The sequence below is a fragment of the Dactylosporangium siamense genome, assembly GCF_016862795.1.
GTDB classification, from domain to species: domain Bacteria; phylum Actinomycetota; class Actinomycetes; order Mycobacteriales; family Micromonosporaceae; genus Dactylosporangium; species Dactylosporangium siamense.
Map to the genome: position 1 here is coordinate 59,508 of NZ_BONQ01000111.1, position 20,199 is coordinate 79,706.

The window sequence follows — 20,199 nt, forward strand, 5'->3', positions numbered from 1 at the left end:
TCCAGCGGGGTGCCGGCACGGTAGGACAGCCGACACCTTCGACTCCTGGCCGAGCGGGGCGTCAGGTCACGGCGCGGCCAGTGCTTCGGTCGGGGACAGGCGGGATGCGCGCCATGCCGGATAGCTGCCGGCACCGCCGCCGATCATCAGCGTCGCGAGCACCCCACCGACCGTTGCCCAGGCCGGAACCACCGTGGGCCAGCCCTGATAGGCCGCATAGGCGCCGGTGACGGCGATACCCACCACGACCCCGCCGACGCCGCCGAGCGCCGACAGCAACTGCGACTCGGTGAGAAACTGCAGCCGGATGTGTCCGCGGGTCGCGCCCAGGGCCCGGCGCAGACCGATCTCGGAACGCCGCTCCAGCACCGAGATCACCATGGTGTTCGCCACGCCGACGCCACCGACCAGCAGGGCCACGGCGCCGAGCCCGAGCAGGAGGCCCGAGAGCGTGCTGTCGGTCGCCGCCTTCGCGGCCAACGCGTCCGACGGCCGCGACACCTTCACCTCGTTCGGATGTTCCGGGTTCGCCGTTCTGGCCAAAATCGCCTGGACCGGCACGACCGAGTCGTCGCGGGCACGGGTGTAGATGGTCGTCGGATAGCCGTCGAAGCCCAGCTGCGCGATCGCCGCCGGCCAGCCGATCAGCGCGGCGTTGTCCAGTTCCGGTGCGAGGGGCACCGCGTCGAGCAGGCCGACCACGGCGAACCATTGGTGGTTGAGCCACACCTTGACCTCGGGGCTGGGCGCGGTGATGCCGAGCCGCCGGGCCGCGGTGACGCCGAGCACGACGGCCGGGTAGGTCTCGGTCGCCGCGTTGAGCCAGGTGCCGCGGGCGACGGCGGCGTGGACGGTGTCGAGCAGGTCGGTCCGGGCGGCCAGCACCGCGATACTGCCCGTCTGGGCCGCCGGCATGTGTTCGCTGCGGTACACGTGAGCGGTGGTTCTCGCGGTTGCCGTCACCGAAGTGACCTCAGGTATCCGGCCGACCATCGCGACGGCGTCGGTGGGCAGGTGCGCCTCGTCGCCGAGCATGGTCTCCCCCGGACTGATCCTGAGCAGGTTGGTGCCGAGCCTGGCGAGTTGCTCGTCGATGTGGGCCCGGCTGGAGCTCGCGATACCCACGACGCAGACCATGGCCGCGATACCGATCGCGATGCCCAACGCCGCGAGCACCGCGCGCAGCGGCCGGGTCCGCAGGCCGGTGGCGCCGACCCGGGCGACGTCGCGGGGCAGCAGGCGCGACGGTGCCGTCATGACGTCACCTGGCCGTCGCGGATCTCGACCCGCCGCGGCAGGCCCGCGGCGATGTCCCGGTCGTGGGTGATGAGCACGACGGTGGTACCTCCAGAGTGCAGTTCGTGCAGCAGCCGCAGCACGTGCGCCCCGGACTCCGTGTCGAGGTTTCCGGTCGGCTCGTCGGCCAGCAGCAAGGGGGGATCACCGAGGACGGCGCGGGCGATGGCGACCCGCTGCCGCTCGCCACCGGACAGTTCGTGCGGCCGGTGGTCGAGCCGGTGACCGAGCCCGACCCGGCGCAGGGCGTCCGCGGCGCGGCGGCGCCGTTCGCGCAAGCCGACGCCGGCATAGAGCAGCCCGTCCGCCACGTTGTCGACGGCCGGCACGGCGGCGGCGAGGTGGAACTGCTGGAAGACGAACCCGATCGTGCGTCCGCGCAGAGCGGACAGCTGCCGGTCGGACAGCCGCGACAGCTCCCGGCCGCCGACCGCCACGGTGCCGCTGGTGGGCAGGTCCAGCGCGCCCATCAGGTGCAGCATCGTCGACTTGCCGGATCCGGACGGTCCGACGATGCCCACCAGCTCGCCGGGTTCGATCGTCAGCGACACGTCGCGCAGGGCCACGACCCCGCCCGGGTAGGACTTGCCCACCCCGCTGAAGGTGATCACGTCGGGATCCCGACGAGGGTTCCCTCGGTGATGCCGTCGCCGGAGATCTGCACCCGACCGCCGGCGAACATGCCGAGTTCCACGGGCACGTAGTGGTTGGTCGAGCCGGCCACGACCTGGACGCCGGTGGCGCCGTCGGTGAGTGCGACGAGCGCGGCCACCGGGACGGTGAGCACGTTCTCGACGGTCGCCGCGACCAGCGAGACCGTGACCGGCGCCCGGTCGAGGGTGCCGAGCCTGGTCTGGTCGGCCACGGTGACCGTCACGTCGATCGTGGCCGGGTCCTCGGCCAGACGGCCCGCGACGGCCACCGACCCGACCGTGGCGACGGTGCCGGGCACGATCGTCCCGTCCGGCAGCGTGACCGTGGCGGTGCTGCCCTGCCTGGCCATGCTCTGGTAGGTCACGTCCAGCGGGATCTGCACGACCCGGGTGGTGCCGGAGTAGCTGAGCATCTGGCCGTTGGCGGGGTCGCCGAGCTGCGCGTCGACGGTGGCCACCCGCACCGGCCCGGTGGCGATCACCGCGGTCGCGGGCTCGAAGACCCCGGTCTGGGTGAGTCCGTGGTCCTTCTGCCATTTTCGCACCGCGGTCGCGGTCGAAGCGGTGTACGTCGTGTCGACGGTGAACCCCGCATAGCCGAGGGCGGCGAGGTTCTGCTCGACCTCGTTGACGTCCCACCCCGCGTCCCCGGACTGGATCGGTCGGTAGAGCGGGTGGTCGCCGTACAACAGCGACACCGGCCGGTTGTCGACCTGATACAGCGCCTCACCGCGGCTGATCAGGGTGCCCAGGACCGGCAGAGCCGTAATCGTGCCGTTTCCGCGCGCGCTGACCCGCACCGGCGTGCCGTAGCCCAGCGTGCCGTTCACCTGCTGCGTCCTGGTCAGCGTGACCCGGGTGACCGGCGCGGTCGCGAGTGCCGGAGCGCCGCCCGGCGACGGCGGGTCCCCACCGAAGCCGATCGAGGCGGCGGCGACGGCCGCGGCCACCAGGGCCGTCGCCGCGGTGATCACGACGGCGCGCAGCCGGGTCACTTGCCACCTCCCTTCGGCGCGCCACTGTTGCCGAGCCGGTCCTTGCAGGCAGCGTCCGCGGCCTTGTAGGTCGGGTCGTTGACGATCTGGTCCCGGGTGGCGTTGGCCAGCCGGCCACCGAACTGGCTCTTGCCGGTGGTCGGGTCGGGGTCGGTCAGTTCGACGCCGTGTTCGCGCATGCACACGGCATATGCGCGCAGGCCCTCCAGTTGCTGCGGCGTGACGGCGCCCGCTTCGCCGCCGTCCGGCAGGAAGTGCCGGCAGGCGCTCATCGCGGTGTCCCAGGCGCCGTTGGCCGCAGGCGGTGTGATCACCACGTTGCCGCTGTCGGGGTCCTGGTCGGGGACGTCCTGACCGTGCTCCCGCATACATGCGGCGAACTGCTGATAGGAGCTGGCGGCGCCCTGCGACGAGCCACCCTTCGGTGCTCCACCGTCATCGCCGCATGCCGCCATGAACGCGGCCACCAGGACCAGGACTGCAAGCATTCGTCTCATGCCGCAATGTCTACGTGGCGGGGGTCGACACCACCGCGACCGCGCATGTCGGACCGTTGCAATGCCCTGCGGCGCACAATTGGGCCATGCGAGTGCTGGTGGCCGAGGATCACGCGACACTGGCCAAGCGGATCGCCGAGGGACTGCGCGACGCCGGGATGGCGGTCGACGTCGTCCACGACGGCGCGGCCGCGCTGGAACGGGCCGGCCACACGGCGTATGACGTGGTCGTTCTCGACCGCGACCTGCCCGTGGTGCACGGCGACCAGGTGTGCCGGTCGCTGGCCGCCGCGCTGGGCGGGCCGCGGATCCTCATGCTCACCGCCGCCGCGAGCGTCGACGAACGGGTCGACGGCCTGGAGCTGGGCGCCGACGACTACCTGGGCAAGCCGTGCGCCTTCCACGAGCTGGTGGCGCGGGTGCGTGCACTGGGCCGGCGCGCGCCGTCCGCGCCGCCGCTCATCCGCCGCGGCGACGTCACCGTCGACCGGGCCCGGCATCGCGCCGGCCGCGGCGGTCAGGCGCTGTCGCTGACCCGCAAGGAGTTCGGCGTGCTGGAGATCCTGGTCGCCGCCGACGGCGCCGTGGTCAGCGCGGAAGAGCTGCTGGAGCACGTGTGGGACGAGAACGCGGACCCGTTCAGCACGATCGTCTCGGTGACCATGGCCCGGCTGCGGCGCAAGCTCGGCCCGCCGCCGATGATCGAAACCGTCGTCGGTAAGGGGTACCGGATGTGACCAGGCCGAAACCGACTGTCCGGGTGCGTCTGACGTTGTTGTACACCGGCCTCTTCGCCGCCGGCGGCGCCATCCTGTTGGTGATCACCTACCTGCTGGTGGCGGCCATTCCCACGGCCGTGACCTCGTGGTCGGTCCGCCTGCCGGGCGGGCAGGTGGAGACGTCGGCGTTTCGGGTGCCGGATCGCGCCGAGTTCGAGCCGATCTGCGTCGAGGCCCTCAGGTCGAAGGATGTCGATCCGAACCTCCGGGACAAGTGCGTGACGGCGTATCAGGTCTGGGGTGCGCAGACCCAGCGCGCGGAGACGCTGTCGCAGCTCCTGCGGTTCTCCTTGACCACCCTGGCGGCGGTGATCGGCCTCGCGGCACTGACCGGCTGGATCGTCGCCGGCCGGGTGCTGCGACCCGTGCACACGATCGCCGCGGCCGCCCGCGCGGCGTCGCAACGCAACCTGTCGGACCGGATCGCATTGCAGGGTCCGCACGACGAGCTGCGGGACCTGGCCGACACGTTCGACGAGATGCTCGACCGTCTGCAGGCCACCTTCGTCGGCCAGGAACGGTTCATCGCCAACGCCAGCCACGAGCTGCGCACACCGCTCATGGCCATGCGGGCCACGGTGGACGTCGTGCTCGCCAAGCCGGCACCCACCAACGCCGAGCTGTGCGAGATGGCGCAGGACGTCCGTATCGAGGTCGATCACGCCGAGGGACTCGTCGAGGCGCTGCTCACGCTGGCCCGCAACGAGCGCGGGTTGATGGTCAGCGAGGACGTCGACCTCGCCACGGCGGCTGAGGACGTCCTGGACTCGGCCGAACTGTCCGACCGGCACGTGCACGCGTCGCTTGAGCCGGCGGCCACGTCCGGCGATCCGGTGCTCCTGGAGCGGCTCATCGCCAACCTGGTCGACAATGCCGTGCGGTACAACGTCACGGGCGGCGACGTGTGGGTCAGCACGTCCACCGCGCACGGCCGGCCGACGGTCGTGGTGGCCAACACCGGCCCGGTCGTCCCGACCGAGGCGATCGACGGCCTGTTCGAACCCTTCCATCGTCTGAACGACCGCACCTCCGGTGACGGCTTCGGGCTCGGTCTGGCCATCGTCGCGTCGATCGCCACGATGCATCACGGCACCGTCACCGCCGTCCCGAGACCCGGCGGCGGCCTGCACGTCACGCTCGCGCTGCCGCCCGCCGCGGGGTCGGGTCAATGCGGCGACGCGGCGCACCACGTTGGAGCCGCCAGCTCCTACAGGTTGTAGGTGTAGCATCTGGTGATGATTTGTCCCATTTATTCGGTCATCACCGGAACGGAGCCCGCTCATGCCACGTCCGCGCCTGCCCTTCGAAACACCGCAGACAACCCTCACGGCAGATGCCACAGCCGACACCTCGGCCGGGCCACTCCGCGATGTCGTCGCGAAGGTGCCGGCGATCACCCTCGGCTTCTGGGTGGTCAAGATTCTCGCCACCACGCTCGGCGAGACCGGTGGCGATTCGCTGTCCATGTCGATGGGCCTGGGCTATCCGACCAGCAGCCTGATCTTCGCACTCGCGTTTGTGGCCGCGGTGATCCTGCAGATCCGGGCGGCGCGGTTCGATCAGTGGATCTACTGGTTCACGATCGTCGCGACGACGACGTTGGGCACCACGATCGCCGACTACGTTGACCGGGACCTGGGCATCGGCTATCTGGGCGGCACCACGATCCTGCTCAGCGGCCTGCTCGCCGCCTTCGGCCTCTGGCACAGGGCGACCGGCACGATCGCGGTGACCAGCGTCCGGACACCGCGCACCGAAGGGTTCTACTGGCTGACCATCCTGTTCTCACAGACCCTGGGAACCGCACTGGGCGACTGGACCGCCGACACGATCGGACTCGAATACACCGGCGGCGCACTCCTGTTCACCGCCCTGCTGGCGGTCATCGCCGCCGCGTATCGCTGGACCCGCCTTCCGCACGCGCTGTTGTTCTGGGCGGCGTTCGTGCTGACCCGGCCGCTCGGCGCCGTGGTCGGCGACTTCCTCGACAAGCCCCTCGCCAAGGGCGGCCTGGCCCTGGACCGCTACGCCGCCTCCGCCGTGCTGCTGGCAGCCATCATCGCGATCCTCGCCGTTCGGCGCCAGCACCCCGCAGCCCGGCCCCACTGAGTGACAGCACTTCCGGCCACGGAAACATCCGCCGGCCGGCCAACCGTCAGCTGCCGGTCCGGCGTGCGCCGATGAGGATGGCGGCGATGAACAGGCGAGCACCGCCGCCGTTGTCAAGGTCGATAGGATTCCGGCCGTGACACCCGTGACGCTGGACGCCGTCCTGGAGCGGATCACCTACGTCAGCGAGGAGACCGGCTACACCATCGCCCGGGTCGCCACCGACCGCTCCGGCCAGGACCTGCTCACCGTGGTCGGCGCGCTGCTCGGTGCGCAGCCGGGCGAGAGCCTGCGACTCGTCGGACGATGGGGGTCGCACCCGAAGTACGGCAAGCAGTTCGAGGTGCACTCCTTCACCACCGTGCTCCCGGCGACGATCCAGGGCATCGAGCGCTACCTCGGCTCCGGGCTGATCAAAGGCATCGGCCCCCGGATGGCGGCCCGCATCGTCGAACGGTTCGGCGCCGACACCCTCCGCGTGATCGAGGAGGAACCGACCCGGCTGATCGAGGTGCCGGGCCTCGGCCCCAAACGCACCGCCATGATCGGCGCGGCCTGGGAGGAACAGAAGGCCATCAAGGAGGTCATGGTCTTCCTGCAGGGCGTGGGCGTCTCCACGTCACTGGCCGTGCGCATCTACAAGCAGTACGGCGACTCCGCCGTCGCCGTGGTCCGCGACGAGCCCTACCGCCTGGCCGCCGACGTGTGGGGCATCGGCTTCCGCACCGCCGACACCATCGCCCAGGCCGTCGGCATCCCGCACGACAGCCCGCAACGGGTGCGCGCCGGCATCCAGTACACCCTGTCCGAAGCCGCCGACAACGGCCACTGCTACCTACCCGAACCCAACCTGATCACCGACGCCGCGGAGATCCTCGGCGTCCCCGCCGGACTGGTCCGCACCTGCCTGACCGACCTCGCCGCCGACGAGGGCGTGATCCGCGAGGCCGTGCCCAACCCGAGCACCGGCGACGGCACCATCCCCGCCGTCTACCTGGTCCCGTTCCACCGCGCCGAATCCTCCCTGGCCGGAAGCCTGCTGCGACTGCTGCACACCCGGGCCGACCGGATGCCCGCCTTCGCCGGCGTCGACTGGGCCAAGGCCCTGGCCTGGCTGCGCGAGCGGACCGGTCACGACCTCGCCGAGGAGCAGTTGGCGGCGGTACGGCTGGCGCTCACCGAGAAGGTCGCCGTCCTCACCGGCGGCCCCGGCTGTGGCAAGTCCTTCACCGTCAAATCCGTCATCACCCTGGCCGCGGCGAAGAAGGCCCGCATCGTGCTGGCCGCACCCACCGGTCGCGCCGCCAAACGCCTCACCGAACTGTCCGGACACCCGGCCACCACCGTGCACCGGCTCCTGCAGCTGCGCCCCGGCGGCGACGCCACCTACGACCGGGACAACCCGCTCGACGCCGACCTGGTCGTCGTCGACGAGTCCAGCATGCTCGACCTGATCCTGGCCAACAAGCTCGTCAAGGCCGTCCCCGACGGCGCGCACCTCCTCCTCGTCGGCGACGTCGACCAGCTGCCCTCCGTCGGCGCCGGCGAGGTCCTGCGCGACGTCCTCGCCGCCGACACCGTGCCCCGGGTGCGGCTGACCAAGGTCTTCCGGCAGGCCGCCCAGTCCGGCGTCATCGTCAACGCCCACCGCATCAACGCCGGCCAGGCCCCGCTGTTCGGCGAGCACCCCGACTTCTTCCTGTTCCCCGTCGAGGAGCCCGAGGCCACCGCCGAGACCGTGGTCGACATCGTGGCCCGTCGCGTGCCACGGCGCTTCGGCCTGCAGTCCCGAGACATCCAGGTGCTGACCCCGATGCACCGCGGCCCCGCCGGCGCCGGCAACCTCAACACCCTGCTCCAACAGGCACTCGCACCCTCGCGGGAAGGCGCCCCGGAACGCCGCCACGGCGCCCGGGTCTTCCGCCCCGGCGACAAGGTCATCCAGATCCGCAACAACTACGAGAAGGGCACCGCCGGCGTCTTCAACGGCACCGTCGGCGTCGTCACCGCCCTGTCCGCGACGGACCGCCAGCTGACGGTACGCACCGACGAGGACGAAGACATCGACTACGACTTCGACGAGCTCGACGAGCTCCAGCACGCCTACGCCATCACCGTGCACCGCTCCCAGGGCAGCGAATACCCGGCCGTCGTCATCCCGGTCACGATGAGCGCGTACACCCTGCTGCAACGCAACCTGCTCTACACCGCCGTCACCCGCGCCAAACGCCTCGTCGTGCTCGCCGGCAGCCGCAAGGCCCTGTCCATCGCCGTCCGCACCGCCGGCACCGGCCGCCGCCACACCGCCCTGACCCACCGCCTCACGGCCCCGACAGGCAGGGCGAAGGTGTAGCGGCCCCTTGGTGGTTCAGCGGCGGCTGGAGTGCCGGGCGGGGTCGCGCCAGCGGGCCACGAACTCGGTGCGGTTCGTGCAGTGGGTCTTGGCGAGGATGTTGCGGACGTGCGACTCCACGGTCCGTTCCGACAGGACCAGGCGCTCGGCCATCTGCCGGTTGGTCAGGGCCTGCGCGAGCAGCTCGGCGATCTCGCGCTCCCGGGTGGTGAGCGGGTCGGGGTCGTGCCGGTCCTCGGCGATGCCGGCGGCGAGTTCGGCGGCGGCCGCCGCGGTGCCGGGCATGCCGAGCCGCGACGCGATGTCGAGCGCGTGCCGGGCCAGGTCGGCCGCCCCGGTCAGGTCGTCCTGCGCCCGCCGCACCCGGGCCAGGCTGAGGCACGTCAGCGCGGTGTCGGGCAGGGCGCCGAGCGCGCGGTCGCGGACGAGCGCCTCGCGCAGCAGCTCCGCCGCGAGCGGCAGGTCGCCGCCGACGGCCGCGAGCTGGCCGAGCTCGCGGCTGACGGTGCCGCGGTAGAACACCGTCGCCGTGCCCAGCGCGCCCGGGTAACGGCGGAACGGCAGCAGCTGTCCGTAGACCAGCCCGGCCGTCGGCGCGTCGTCGAAGCGTTGGATCAGGTCGACCATCTGGAGCAGCACCGCCGCCCAGGCCGGGTGGTCGGCGGGGAGCGGCAGCCGGGCGCGGAGCCGCTCGTACACCTCCATCGCCTCCTCCACCGCACCGCACAACGCGAGCGACGTGGCCCGCTGGATGTCGACCAGCGGCAGCGCCGGCGCGTCGCGCAGCGCCGCGTCGAGCCCGTCGGGCAGGGCCGCCGGGTCCCCACGCAGGACGGCGACGTGCACGCCGTGGGCGAAGTGCATCGCCAGGGCGTTGCCGTCGCCGGAGGAGAGCGCGATGGCCGTGGCCTGGTGGCTGTGCGTGGCCGCCTCGGCGAACCGGCCGGCGAGCGCCGCCCGGCTGGCCCGCAACCGGTGCCGGTGCCAGTGCACGACCGGCAGCGGCGCGGCGGCGGCCAGGTCTTCGATGGCCGCGGCCGCCGACTCGACGACGTCCAGGTCGACGGTGAGGTAGCCGGCGGCCATCCGCCACTCGTGCCCGATGACCGCCGCGAGGGGCTGGCCGAGCGCCTCGGCACGACCGGCGAGCAGGTCCCCGAGCCGCAGCCGCTCGGCCGTGTCGTCGGGGTGCACAAGGGTCAGCTCGCGGGCCCGGGCCGCCTCGATCTCCGCGTGCGGGTCGCCGCTCGACGCGGCCAGCGCGAGGGCCTCCCGGGCCGGCGCCTCCGCCTGGGTGACCCGCCCGGCGTCGGCGGCCATCACCGCGACCTGCGCCAGCACCCGGGCGCGCAGCCCGTCGGGGAGGCCCGGGTGGGCGAGCGCCCGCCGGCACAGCCGGGTGATCACCGCCCCCGCCTGCGGGAACGTCACGCCCTGCAGGACCAGCGCGGCGAGCGCGACGAGGTCGCCCCGGCCGGCGCCCTCGGCCGCGTCGGCCGCCGAGACGCACAGCTCCAGGCAGCGGTCGTACCGCCCGGCGCGGTACTGCGCCCCGGCGAGCTCGATGAGCAGCTCGGCCCGTTCGTCGCCGGTGGCGCCGGCCGCGGACGCGTCGGTCAGCGCGGCGTCGAGGTGCCTGGCCGCGTCCTCGTAGGCGTGCGCCGCGCCCGCCTGCGCCGCGGCCCGCCGGGACCAGGCGGCGGCGGCCCGCAGGTCGGTGGGGTCGGTGCCGGCCTGCCGCCAGTGCGCGGCGATCCGGGCCGCCCGCTCGCCGCCGGCGGCCTCGAGGGCCAGCGCCGCGGCGCGGGCCAGCCCCCGCCGCACCGCCGGCTCCAGCCGCGCGACGATCCCGTCGCGGACGAGCGCGTGGGCGAACCGGTACCCGTTGCCGTCGCCGGTGACGGTCAGCAGCCCGGCCTGCCACGCCGCGGTGAGCGCCGCGGCGACGTCGCCGTCGTGCAGCACCGCTCGCAGCAGCGGCTCGTCGACTTCCTCGCCGAGGATCGCGGCCGCCTCGAGCACGCCGCGCTGCGGTGTGGTGAGTGCGCCGAGCAGCGTCCGCACGACGGTCGGCAGGTCGCTCTGCCCGTGCCCGGCGCGGACCGCGGCGACGAGCAGCGGCAGCCCGCCGGTGCGCGCGAACACGTCCGGTGCGACCCGGGCGTCCACCAGCTCGGCCACCTCGGCGCAGGTGAACGGCTCCAGTGGCAGCGCCGCGGCGCCGTACCGGCCGAGACCGGCCAACCGCAGCGCCACCTCTTCCGGCGCGGGGGTGCGAACGGTCCCGACGAGGACGAGACCGCTGTCCGCGGCGCCCTCGGCGAGCTGCCGCAACAGGTCCAGGGATGCGGCGTCCGCCCAGTGCAGGTCCTCGAGCACGACGATCATCGGGGCGGCGGCGAGGATCGCGTCGCCCATCCGGGCCAGCGCGGCGAACCGGGCCGACGCGGCCGCGGTCGGCTCCACCGCCGGGCCGGACCCGGCCTCGACACCCGCCCGGCGCAGGACCGTCCGCCACGGCCAGAGCGGCGGCGCCGGCTCCGCGGGGCAGTACCCGCGCACGACCGCCGCGCCGGCCTCCCGCACCGCCCGGTCGACCAGCATGCTCTTGCCCACCCCGGCCGGGCCCTCGACGACCACGATCCCACCGACGGCCAGCCGCTCGGCGAGCACGGCAAGCTCGCGGTCACGGCCGACGAACGCGATCCCGGGCATGGACACCCGCCCATTATGGGCGCCTCAGTGCCGGGTTCAGTGCCAGGTTCAGTGCCGGCACGGATGTCCGTCACCCCCCGGAGCGGCACGCTCGGAGCATGTACATCTCCACGCAGCATGTCCCCGACGCCCATCCCGTCGACACCGCCTGGGTCGACCGGGCCCTGTCCACCGCCGGCGACCCGCTCGGGACGCTCCCTGGCGACCCGCTCGGCGCGCTCATCGGCCGGCCGCTCGGTGCCGGTGACGGCATCATGATCACCGGTTGGTCGGCGCCGGGACCGGACCGGCTGGCGCTCCTCGGCGCGCACCTCGGGTCCGCCCCGGGACCCGCCCGTTTCATGCAGGTCGTCGGGTTCGACGGGCCCCGCTCACAGGAATGGGCGGACGCCGAGGAGTTCGCGTCGACCCGGCGCCTCTGGCCGGCCACCCGCGACATCCCCGGCATCGTCTGCACCCTCCGGCTGCGGGCCGCCGACAACGCCGTGACGATCGTGACGCTCGCCGAGACCGCCGACGCCATCGACGACGGCATCCGGGCCGTCATGTCCACCACGCTGCTGCCGGAGGAGAACCCGGCGCTGCTCAGCCGGCCCGACCGGATGGGCGTCTACCGCCTCATGCACGCCGACCTGCCGATCGAGGGGAGCCGGGCATGACCACGCTGACCGCCGCGGGGACCTGGACCGTCGCCACGCCGACCCGGGCCGGGTTCGCCGCCCGCAACTTCGGCTTCAAGACCGTGCACGGCACCATCGCCGTGACCGCCGGCACCCTGGAGATCGGCGCGGACGGCCGGCCGACCCGGCTGGCGGGCACCCTCGACCCGGCGTCCGTCGACACCGCCAACCCGCGCCGGGACCGCGACCTGCGCGGCCCGCGCTTCCTCGATGTTGACCGGTATCCGCGCATGGAGCTGCTCGCAGCACAGTTCGAACCGTCCACCGGCGGATGGCGCGCTCAGGCGCTGCTGCGGGTCCGCGGCCACGACGCTCCACTGTGGATCGACGGCACCGTCGAGGAGCATGCCGACCAGTTGCGGGTCACCGGCACGGCCCGGCTGCACCTGCCGGACGCCGGGATCCGGGCACCGCGGATCCTCGTCGGCCGTGACGTCGACCTGACCATCACCGCCACCCTGCACCGTTCCGCTCCATGAGCATCTGGTCGGCGTCGACATCGACGAAGCCGTCGGTGGCCGGCCGGTTGCGGCGCGAGCCATCCGCAGCTGTTGGCGGCCGTCCAGTCCGACGTGCTGCGAATGCCGTTGCCCGGACTGAGCCGCTACCTCCCGGATGCGCACTGAGCCCAACCGGTGAGCGATCCTGCACCACCCGGTGGGACACCCCTACTCCTCGGCCAGCAGCTGGGCGATCGGTAGGCGGTGCAGGATCGCGATCGGTACTGTCGCGGCGATCGCGGACACGGCGACGCCGGCGGTGAGGGCGACCGCCGCGCACCACAGCAACGGGGTGGTGAGCGCGCCGGCGAACACGGCCGCGGCAGCCAGGCCGAGGCCCGCACCGGTGGCGCCGCCCAGCAGGCCGATGGCGACCGCCTCGGTGACGACGAGACGGCGGAGCTGGTTGTCGGGCCAGCCGGCGGCGCCGAGCAGGGCCAGCTCGCCGGAGCGTTCGGAGATGCCGAGGAACAGCACGTCGCCGACGGACACGATGCCGAGCACGATGGTGATGGCGACGGCGAGGTAGTCAACGGTGCGGGCCTGCACTGCGATCGCCTCGCCGAGCAGGGTGCCGACGACCGCGCCGCGGAACGCGAAGGTGATGGCCAGCAGCATGGTGAGCGCGGCGACGCCGATGGCGAGGCTGCCGGCACCCACGGCGGCCCGGCCGGGTGTGCGGGCCACGTAGGACAGGGCGAGCCCGGTCACCCGCCGTGGGCTGCGCCGCCTGGTGGACGGTGCCGACACGGCGGGGCGCACGGCCACGGCGGGGTCCGGTCTGGCCGCTCGCAGCGCCGGCCACAGTCCGGCCGCGACGGCCAGGAGCAGCGCGACGGGGATCGCCAGGAGGGCGTGCGGCCAGCCGATGTCGAGCCCGAACGCGAGGGCGAGCGGCACGGCGAGCAGGGTTCCGGCGAGGCCGGCGGCCAGGCCGATGCCGGTGGTCTCGGTGAGCAGGAGGCGGAGCAGCTGTCTTCGGTTCCAGCCGAGGCAGGCGAGGACGCCGAGGTCGGTGCGCCGGGCGCGGGTGGCGGCGTTGGTGGCGTTGAGCACGGCGAGGGCGCACACGACGAGCACGAGACCGGACAGCAGGACGCTCTTGCGGTCGGCGGCGCGGACCAGCACCGCTGCGACGCCCTTCTTCACCCACGGTTCGGAGAGGGCAAGGTCCGGGCGCCCGAATTTGCCCGCCGGGTAGTGGACGGTGACGCCGGTGGGGGAGGAGCCGAGGGTGATGTCGACCTGCAGGCCGGTGCGGCGGGCGATCTGCTCGGCGACGAGCCGGACCTGTTCGCGATCGGCGGCGTCCATGCCGACGGCGCCGGTGAGCCGCACCCGCACCATGCTGATCGGCGCGGTGCGGTTGAGCTGGTACTCCGGATACTCCGGTGTCGTGCCGTATCCGTCGGGGCCGAAGATGACCGGCAGCGCGCCCATCGTCGTCAGCATCAGCGGTGGCTGGCTGAGCAGGCCGCTGACGTTGGCGTTGGGCTCCAGGCGCCGGCCGTTCAGGGCTGTGCGGGACGCGTCGTCGGCGCCGGCGGCTCCGGGGTTGAAGTACGTGTCCATCGGCACCGCGGACAGCGGGCCGCCCAGCTGGACCCGGGACGGGTCGAAGGTGCCGACGGCGTCGAGTGCGACGTCGGGCATGGCGATGTCGCCGGGTTGGACGTCGTGCTCGGCGGTGATGTTCGGGTGCGCCGCGACGGCACCGCGCACCCCGGTGTCGGCGAGCTCCATCGGCACCGGGTGGCCGCTGTCGCCGGCGTCGGCGCCGAGGCCCCAGATCTTCAGGTCGTAGGGCACCGGTTCGGTGCGCAGGCCGTCGCCGTCGGCGGTCGTCCGGGCGGGGCCGACGGTCCAGAACCGGTCCAGCCACAGCGTGTTGGCCACCGCCATGTCGTCGGGACCGTTCTGGAACGGGTGGCGCAGCCGGTCGACCAGGTCCTGGTACGGCTGGTCGATCGTGACGGTGCGGGTCGCGACCGGTGTGCCGGGCTGGCCGTCCAGGGCGGCGCGGAGGCTGCGGTTGTCGGTGCCGGCCCGGACCAGGTCCACCGACGTGCCGCCCAGCCGCTGGATCCGCAGGTCGAGCCGGGCGTCGAGCTGTGGCTTGTCGGCGACGAGGATCGGCAGCGAGTCGTAGGGGTACGGCATGCCGTCGAGCCGACGCCGCGCGGGTTGTTCGCCGGCGGTGAAGTAGCGACCGGAGGTGACCGCGCCGTCGAGACCGGCGAGGGCGGCCTCGGACGCGGGGTCGACGGCCGCCATCAGGAACGGCACCGACCAGGCGAGGGTGACCACCGGCGCCACCGGGTCACCGAACACGTCGCGGGAGCCGGGCCCGCCGACGCAGGTGAGCGACGAGCGGCCCGGCAGGTCGGTCGGGTCGATGAAGTCGCGTTCCCCGATGGACTGCACGACGGGGCAGATCTGCCGGCGGGCACCGGCCGGGTCGACCTCCTCGGCGGGTGGGATCCCTTCGCCGCCGCGCAGCTCGCTGAGCTGCTTCTGGTACAGCGGATTCCGGGTCGAGTACAGGTAGGCCGCGCCGTCGGGGATGCGGGACAGGCCGGCGTCGGTGACCCAGGTCGGCTGCACCTTGAGGACCTGGCGTTCGGCGGCCGGATCGAGGTCGGCGTCGAGGTGCACGGCGACGGGGACGGTCCGGATGACGTAGCCGATGACGGCGACGGGCGCGGCGACGGCGACGCCCGGCACGCCCTGGATCTGGTGCCACTGCTCGACGGTGATGCCTCCGCGGAGGCCGGCGAGCTGACCGGACTGCACCAGGTCGCGCTGCTGCTCCAGCGGCAGGACGCTGCCGGTCGGGCGGATCAGGATGTCGTAGGCGGGGCGGAAGTTGGCCTCGACGGTGCCGGTGGCGTCGAGCCGGGCGGTGACGGCGGCCGCGGTCAGCAGCGTGAAGCCGACCACCGCGACAGTGATCATCGAGAGGAGGGCAAGCGATCGCTGCAAGCGGACCCGCCACTGCGACACGGCCATACCAAGCATCGATCGCCCCCGTTTCAGCGTCTCGATGGCATGTTATCGCTCACATCCGCGGATGTGGGCAACCTCAAGAGGTTGCCCACGTGACCGGGTCGCGGTGCTACTTGTTCTGTGGTGGTGTCGCGCTCGGGTCCGACGGCTTGCCCGGGCGCTCCGTGCCGGACGGTTTCACGTTCGGGTTGTGCTTGTCGCCGGGGCTGCCGTGGCCGGGCGGCAGCTCGGTGGTGCAGGTGAGCGGCCCGCTGGCGGGCACGAGGCGCTCGACCGATCCGGGGATGCCGCCGGTGATCGCCAGTTGGGCCGGGTTCAGGTAGCCGATGAACAGCTGCTTGCCGGCGGGCACGGCCGCGGGGTCGTAGATGAATGCGACTTCGCCGTCCGTGTCGGACGCCCGCACGACGTCCAGGACGCCGGGGCCGGTGCCGTTGACCAGGGTCGGGTCGTCGTGCGGTCCGACGCAGAACTCGCCGACCTTGATGAGCACCGGGAAGCCGGCCTGGCGCAGCGCCGCCTCCAGCCCGGCGGGGTCGTCGAAGTACTGGCGTTTGGTCCAGGTCACCTGGACGGTGCCGTCGGTCAGCCGGTCGACGGTGTACGCGACGGTGCGGACGTGCACGTCCTGCCCGGTCGCGGGCGGTGCGGCGGACGGGTTGGCGAGCGTCGCCACGCCCAGCGCGAGGCCGGCGACCGCCACCGTCCCGGCCGCCACGGTCGCCACCCGGCGGTGGTGCCGGCGGGTGCGCCCCGTGCTCACGATCTGCTCGACCGGGACGGCCATGCTCACCCCGTCCATGGCGTCCCTCAGGGTGTCCAGTACCGCGGTGTCGTGGTCGTTCATGATCCACCTTCCAGGTGTTGGTTGATGACGAGCTGCCCGCGCAGTGTCGCGACGGCTCGGGACAGGTGGGCGGTGACGGTGCCCGGGGCCATGCCCAGGGCCTTGGCCGTGGTGGCCGTGTCCAGGTCGAGAAACACCCGGAACGCGACCACCTCCCGTTGCCGCTGCGGCAGCCGGCGCAACAGGTGCAGCAGCGCGGGGTCGAGCCCGGCGGTGCGGCCCGGATCACCATCGGGATCCGCGGCCTCGTGCCCGTCGTCCAGCTCGACCTCGCGCCGCCGCCGGCGCCACCACGAGACCCGCAGGTTCAGCGCGGTGCGGACGATCCACGCCCGCGGCGCCGGATGCCGGCGGACCTTGTGCCACGACATCCACGCCCGGGTGAACGCCTCGGCCACCAGGTCCTCGGCCAGCTGCCGGTCGCCGACGCCGGTGAGCACCGCGCGAAGGCACCTGTCCCGGTCGGCCCGGTAGAACTCCGTGAACTCCAATTGCCCCACGCCCTGCATACGTTTCGGGACCCCGATCCGCTTACCTGACTTCTACGGGCGTTGGTCACCGCCTGGGCGGGTTCGGGATCGCCATGCAGGTCGGCAGGGTGCGCACGACTGCGGGGACCGCGATCGTGGTGCGGCCGTCGCGGTCGTTGCGGATGCTGTACCCGAAGGCCAGGGTGTCACCATCCGGCATCTTGTCGGGCCGGATAGTGATGACCACGCCGTCGTCCCGCAACTGGTAGGAGACCGGATAACGGTCGAGCTCCGCAGGGGTCGCGGTGGTGAGGAACGGGAACGCCGGGTCCATGTCCAGCGGTGTCGTGCACCGGTCGGCCGGGACCATCCGGATGACGACCGTCCGCGCACCCGCTCGCGCGAGTTCGGCGTTGAGCTGCCTGGTGTCCTTCAGGCGGGCGGCGCGGAACGAGACGCCGACCGACCCGTCGGCGTGCCGGTCCACGGTGTACGCCGCGGCCGGCTCGGTCACGAAGAACGCGGTGGCGGCGGCAGCCACGGTCGCGCCGGCCGCGGCGGCGACCAGCCGCCGACGTCCGGGCCGCCGGGATGACTCCTGCGGCACGGCGAAGACCCGGGCGAGCAGGGCCCGCGCCGGCGGGTCTCCCGGGTCGGCGTCGGTCATCCTGCGGGTCGGGTCGGCCGCGCGCAGGCGGTCCATGGTGTCATTCATGGGCTGATGCTCCTTCGGGAACGATGGATGGCCGGGTGTGCCGGGCCGTGGAGGTGCACCGGTCGTCCGTCGCCAGCAGCCGCTGCGCGAATCGCCGCCGCGCCCGGTGCAGCCGCACCTTGAGGGCGGTGCGGGTGCAGCGCAGGACGAGTGCCGCCTCGGCCACGTCCAGCCCGTCCCACTCGATCAGCCGCAGGACCTCCTGGTCGGCCGGGGAGAGCTCGGCGAGCACCGCACGGACACGGACCTGCTCGTCGACCAGCGAGGCATGGTCCGCCACGTGGATCTCGCCTGCCGTGGCCGCCTTGGCGGTCAGCCGTTCCCACCGCGTGCGCCCCCGCAGCTCGTTGGTGATGACCTGCCGGGCGGTGGAGTAGAGCCAGGCACGGGTGTGGTCGGCCGGCAGTTCGCCGAACCGGCGCCAGGCGATGAGGAACGTGCCGGCGACGATGTCGCCCGCCGCGTCGGCGCCTACCCGACGGGCAGCGAAACGCGTCAACTCCGCGTAGTGGGCCTCGAACAGTGCCTCGAAGCGCCTTCGAGTGGCCGCGTCGTCTGGTTCCATACCTGGGAATGTCCGCCTACGGCCACCTGGTTACCGGTCTCCACCATAAACTCACGCGCCGCGCGACTCCGCGGGTGCGAGACCCTTCACGATCAGCCATCCGGCGAAGACCATCTCCTCGATGCCGATCGGCGCGGCGAGGACGGCCTGGGCCGCGACGGGCAGTTCGACGCCGTACACCTCGATGACGCCGCGGACAAGGAGCAGGCCGCCGCCGATCAGGCCCCACCAGGCCAGCCACGACGGCACCTGGCGGCCACGCAGGAGCAGGGCGTTGAGGACGACGGCGCTGGCGCCGAACACGACCAGGGTCCCCATGCGGTAGGCCCAGTCCCGGCCGCCGAGCACCGCGTCGCCGGCCGCCGTCGGCGCGTGCCCTTCGGCCAGGGACGTCATCACCAGGGCGCCGGTCGCGCCCGCGGCGATGAGTACCCCCTCCAGCGTCCTGGTCGTCACATAGAGCATCGCCAGGTGTTCGCCGTCGCGGCGCAGGACCGGCCACAGCACCGCGGCGATGGCGATGACGCTGACCGCGAGGGCGAACTCGAGCAGGGCTCCGGTGGCCAGCTGTGCGTGCCGGCCGCCGGTGCTGAGGTAGTCCGGTTGCTGGATGGGCAGCAACAGCGAGCCGCCGGCGATGGCGGTGGCCGAGGCGAGGATGAACAACACACCCGCCAGACGTGCGGTTGGGCTGGACCGACGCACTGTGATCTCCTCCATGGGTTGGCGTGACGATGCCGTCGACGAGGAGTCTGGTTGCCCGGGCGGGGCGCATCATCGGCCGCCGGGCCGCGGTGCCCTCCCTCCGCGGCGGGGGACGGGTCTCGTGCTTTCGGCCGATGACGCACGCCATGACCTGCATAAGGCTGGAGCCATGTTCCGAGACGACCTGTGGCGGCTGTGGGCCGAGCCGCGAGTTCCAGATCCGCCGCCGCGGGTCCGGCGGGACTGGGCGCTGCTGGCCGCCGGCCTCGCCGGCACCGGGTTGGAGGCGGTGCTGCGCGACGACATCGTCTGGTGGCCGGTTTCCGTGCTGGTCACCGTCGGGCTGTGCCTGGCGACGTTGTGGCGCCGCACCCATCCGCTGGCGATGGTCGCCGCCGCGTTCGGCGCCGGGATCGCGCTCACGCTGATCGACGCGGCGGCTGCGCATCCCGAGCCGGTCGGGCTCTACACGGGAATGATCATCCTGGTCCTGGTGTACGCGCTGTTCCGGTGGGGATCCGGCCGGCACATCGTGCTCGGTGCGGCGGTGGCGTTCGCGGCGTTCGCGCTGTCGATGCTCGTCGACGACGTCCCGCCCGGCGACTACGTCGGCAGCTTCGGGTTCCTGGCCCTGCCGGGGGTGCTCGGGGCGTCGGTGCGCCTGTGGTCGGCGGCGCGCGGCGGCGAGCTGGAGCGGATGCGTTTCCGGGAGCGGGAGGCGCTCGCCCGGGACCTGCACGACACCGTGGCGCACCACGTCTCAGCCATCGTCGTGCGGGCCCAGGCCGGCCGGGTCCTCATCGGCGCCGACCCGGCGACCGCACTGACGACACTGGAGGACGTCGAGGAGGAAGGCGCACGGACCCTGGAGGCGATGCGCGGCATGGTCTCGGCGCTGCGCGACGGCAACACGCGCGCCGAGCTGGCCCCCGTGGCGGGCGTCGCCGACCTGGCCGCACTGACCCGCGACCCGGCCGGCCGGCTGCCGATCGAGCTGCGGCTGGACGGTCCGCTGGACCGGCTGCCACTGGCGGTGGACGGCGCCGTGTATCGCATCGTGCAGGAATCCGTCACCAATGCGCGACGGCACGCGGCCCGTGCGAGCACGGTCCGGGTCCAGGTCACCGCGGAGCCGGGCCGGGTCCGGGTGACGGTCCGCGACGACGGCGTGGCCACCCGTCGCAGCCGCAACGGATACGGTCTCACCGGCCTGCAGGAGCGGGTCACGCTGCTCGGCGGGAGCCTGGAGGCGGGACCACTGCCCGGGCGCGGGTGGCTCGTCGAGGCGCGACTCCCGCTCGGAAGCGGGTGAAC

At 73.0% G+C, this 20,199-nt stretch carries 18 protein-coding genes; 7 read left to right on the plus strand and 11 right to left on the minus strand.

All coding sequences use genetic code 11. The features are described from left to right. Positions 1-66 precede the first annotated feature (66 nt). Genes Dsi01nite_RS35785 through Dsi01nite_RS35800 form a run of 4 tightly spaced genes read right to left on the minus strand, consistent with a single transcriptional unit; the run spans position 67 to position 3,441 of the window. The gene (locus Dsi01nite_RS35785) at positions 67-1,257 is read right to left on the minus strand and encodes an ABC transporter permease (protein WP_203850792.1); all 1,191 of its coding nucleotides are present in this window, start codon (positions 1,255-1,257) and stop codon (positions 67-69) included. Then, on the minus strand, positions 1,254-1,907 hold the full coding sequence (locus tag Dsi01nite_RS35790; protein ID WP_203850793.1) for an ABC transporter ATP-binding protein: 654 nt from the start codon (positions 1,905-1,907) through the stop codon (positions 1,254-1,256). The genes Dsi01nite_RS35785 and Dsi01nite_RS35790 overlap by 4 nt, the downstream gene beginning before the upstream one ends. Continuing rightward, entirely contained in the window at positions 1,904-2,944 is a 1,041-nt protein-coding gene (locus Dsi01nite_RS35795; protein WP_203850794.1) for a peptidoglycan-binding protein, read from the minus strand. Before Dsi01nite_RS35795 ends, Dsi01nite_RS35790 begins: the two co-directional genes overlap by 4 nt. Beyond that, entirely contained in the window at positions 2,941-3,441 is a 501-nt protein-coding gene (locus Dsi01nite_RS35800) for a hypothetical protein (RefSeq protein WP_203850795.1), read from the minus strand. The genes Dsi01nite_RS35795 and Dsi01nite_RS35800 overlap by 4 nt, the downstream gene beginning before the upstream one ends. Before the next feature lie 86 nt (positions 3,442-3,527). Here Dsi01nite_RS35800 and Dsi01nite_RS35805 point away from each other — a divergent pair, with 86 nt between their 5' ends. From Dsi01nite_RS35805 to recD2, 4 genes are all read left to right on the plus strand, one after another. Further along, positions 3,528-4,178, plus strand: a complete 651-nt coding sequence (locus Dsi01nite_RS35805; RefSeq protein ID WP_203850796.1) for a response regulator transcription factor — start codon at positions 3,528-3,530, stop codon at positions 4,176-4,178. Between the two features lie 23 nt (positions 4,179-4,201). Then, positions 4,202-5,440 (plus strand): HAMP domain-containing sensor histidine kinase, encoded by a 1,239-nt coding sequence (locus tag Dsi01nite_RS35810; RefSeq protein ID WP_203850797.1) that lies wholly within the window; start codon positions 4,202-4,204, stop codon positions 5,438-5,440. Between the two features lie 163 nt (positions 5,441-5,603). Next, positions 5,604-6,329, plus strand: a complete 726-nt coding sequence (locus Dsi01nite_RS35815) for a COG4705 family protein (protein ID WP_239136409.1) — start codon at positions 5,604-5,606, stop codon at positions 6,327-6,329. 136 nt (positions 6,330-6,465) lie between these two features. Further along, entirely contained in the window at positions 6,466-8,682 is a 2,217-nt protein-coding gene (gene recD2 / locus Dsi01nite_RS35820; protein WP_373318904.1) for an SF1B family DNA helicase RecD2, read from the plus strand. A 15-nt stretch (positions 8,683-8,697) separates the two neighbouring features. Here the strand turns inward: recD2 and Dsi01nite_RS58460 are convergent, their stop codons facing one another. Further along, the gene (locus tag Dsi01nite_RS58460) at positions 8,698-11,397 is read right to left on the minus strand and encodes an AAA family ATPase (protein WP_275423439.1); all 2,700 of its coding nucleotides are present in this window, start codon (positions 11,395-11,397) and stop codon (positions 8,698-8,700) included. Between the two features lie 98 nt (positions 11,398-11,495). Here Dsi01nite_RS58460 and Dsi01nite_RS35830 point away from each other — a divergent pair, with 98 nt between their 5' ends. After that, positions 11,496-12,056 (plus strand): hypothetical protein, encoded by a 561-nt coding sequence (locus Dsi01nite_RS35830; protein ID WP_203850800.1) that lies wholly within the window; start codon positions 11,496-11,498, stop codon positions 12,054-12,056. After that, positions 12,053-12,556: a YceI family protein gene (locus Dsi01nite_RS35835; RefSeq protein WP_203850801.1), complete on the plus strand. Its 504-nt coding sequence runs from the start codon at positions 12,053-12,055 to the stop codon at positions 12,554-12,556. Before Dsi01nite_RS35830 ends, Dsi01nite_RS35835 begins: the two co-directional genes overlap by 4 nt. A 189-nt stretch (positions 12,557-12,745) precedes the next feature. Here the strand turns inward: Dsi01nite_RS35835 and Dsi01nite_RS35840 are convergent, their stop codons facing one another. From Dsi01nite_RS35840 to Dsi01nite_RS35865, 6 genes are all read right to left on the minus strand, one after another. After that, positions 12,746-15,532 carry an FtsX-like permease family protein gene (locus Dsi01nite_RS35840; RefSeq protein WP_203850802.1) on the minus strand — a complete coding sequence of 929 codons (2,787 nt, stop codon included), beginning with the start codon at positions 15,530-15,532 and terminating at the stop codon, positions 12,746-12,748. Between the two features lie 160 nt (positions 15,533-15,692). Next, positions 15,693-16,430, minus strand: coding sequence for a hypothetical protein (locus Dsi01nite_RS35845; protein WP_203850803.1), 738 nt, complete (start codon positions 16,428-16,430; stop codon positions 15,693-15,695). Then, on the minus strand, positions 16,427-16,939 hold the full coding sequence (locus tag Dsi01nite_RS35850) for a sigma-70 family RNA polymerase sigma factor (protein WP_203850804.1): 513 nt from the start codon (positions 16,937-16,939) through the stop codon (positions 16,427-16,429). Before Dsi01nite_RS35850 ends, Dsi01nite_RS35845 begins: the two co-directional genes overlap by 4 nt. A 46-nt stretch (positions 16,940-16,985) precedes the next feature. Further along, on the minus strand, positions 16,986-17,615 hold the full coding sequence (locus Dsi01nite_RS35855) for a hypothetical protein (RefSeq protein WP_203850805.1): 630 nt from the start codon (positions 17,613-17,615) through the stop codon (positions 16,986-16,988). After that, a complete protein-coding gene (locus Dsi01nite_RS35860; protein WP_203850806.1) occupies positions 17,608-18,180 on the minus strand; it encodes an RNA polymerase sigma factor in 573 nt (190 codons plus the stop codon). Before Dsi01nite_RS35860 ends, Dsi01nite_RS35855 begins: the two co-directional genes overlap by 8 nt. Before the next feature lie 51 nt (positions 18,181-18,231). After that, a complete protein-coding gene (locus Dsi01nite_RS35865; protein ID WP_203850807.1) occupies positions 18,232-18,849 on the minus strand; it encodes a DUF4386 domain-containing protein in 618 nt (205 codons plus the stop codon). Between the two features lie 205 nt (positions 18,850-19,054). Between Dsi01nite_RS35865 and Dsi01nite_RS35870 the strand changes: the two genes are divergently transcribed. Next, positions 19,055-20,197, plus strand: a complete 1,143-nt coding sequence (locus Dsi01nite_RS35870; RefSeq protein ID WP_203850808.1) for a sensor histidine kinase — start codon at positions 19,055-19,057, stop codon at positions 20,195-20,197. Positions 20,198-20,199 lie beyond the last annotated feature (2 nt).

What these genes read in the sequence shown, in the direction of transcription:
- Dsi01nite_RS35785 (WP_203850792.1), bottom strand. Translation starts at nt 1,257, where the DNA reads ATGACGGCACCGTCGCGCCTGCTGCCCCGCGACGTCGCCCGGGTCGGC.
- Dsi01nite_RS35800 (WP_203850795.1), bottom strand. Translation starts at nt 3,441, where the DNA reads ATGAGACGAATGCTTGCAGTCCTGGTCCTGGTGGCCGCGTTCATGGCG.
- Dsi01nite_RS35805 (WP_203850796.1), top strand. Translation starts at nt 3,528, where the DNA reads ATGCGAGTGCTGGTGGCCGAGGATCACGCGACACTGGCCAAGCGGATC.
- Dsi01nite_RS58460 (WP_275423439.1), bottom strand. Translation starts at nt 11,397, where the DNA reads ATGCCCGGGATCGCGTTCGTCGGCCGTGACCGCGAGCTTGCCGTGCTC.
- Dsi01nite_RS35830 (WP_203850800.1), top strand. Translation starts at nt 11,496, where the DNA reads ATGTACATCTCCACGCAGCATGTCCCCGACGCCCATCCCGTCGACACC.
- Dsi01nite_RS35835 (WP_203850801.1), top strand. Translation starts at nt 12,053, where the DNA reads ATGACCACGCTGACCGCCGCGGGGACCTGGACCGTCGCCACGCCGACC.
- Dsi01nite_RS35840 (WP_203850802.1), bottom strand. Translation starts at nt 15,532, where the DNA reads ATGATCACTGTCGCGGTGGTCGGCTTCACGCTGCTGACCGCGGCCGCC.
- Dsi01nite_RS35845 (WP_203850803.1), bottom strand. Translation starts at nt 16,430, where the DNA reads ATGAACGACCACGACACCGCGGTACTGGACACCCTGAGGGACGCCATG.
- Dsi01nite_RS35850 (WP_203850804.1), bottom strand. Translation starts at nt 16,939, where the DNA reads ATGCAGGGCGTGGGGCAATTGGAGTTCACGGAGTTCTACCGGGCCGAC.
- Dsi01nite_RS35855 (WP_203850805.1), bottom strand. Translation starts at nt 17,615, where the DNA reads ATGAATGACACCATGGACCGCCTGCGCGCGGCCGACCCGACCCGCAGG.
- Dsi01nite_RS35860 (WP_203850806.1), bottom strand. Translation starts at nt 18,180, where the DNA reads ATGGAACCAGACGACGCGGCCACTCGAAGGCGCTTCGAGGCACTGTTC.
- Dsi01nite_RS35870 (WP_203850808.1), top strand. Translation starts at nt 19,055, where the DNA reads ATGTTCCGAGACGACCTGTGGCGGCTGTGGGCCGAGCCGCGAGTTCCA.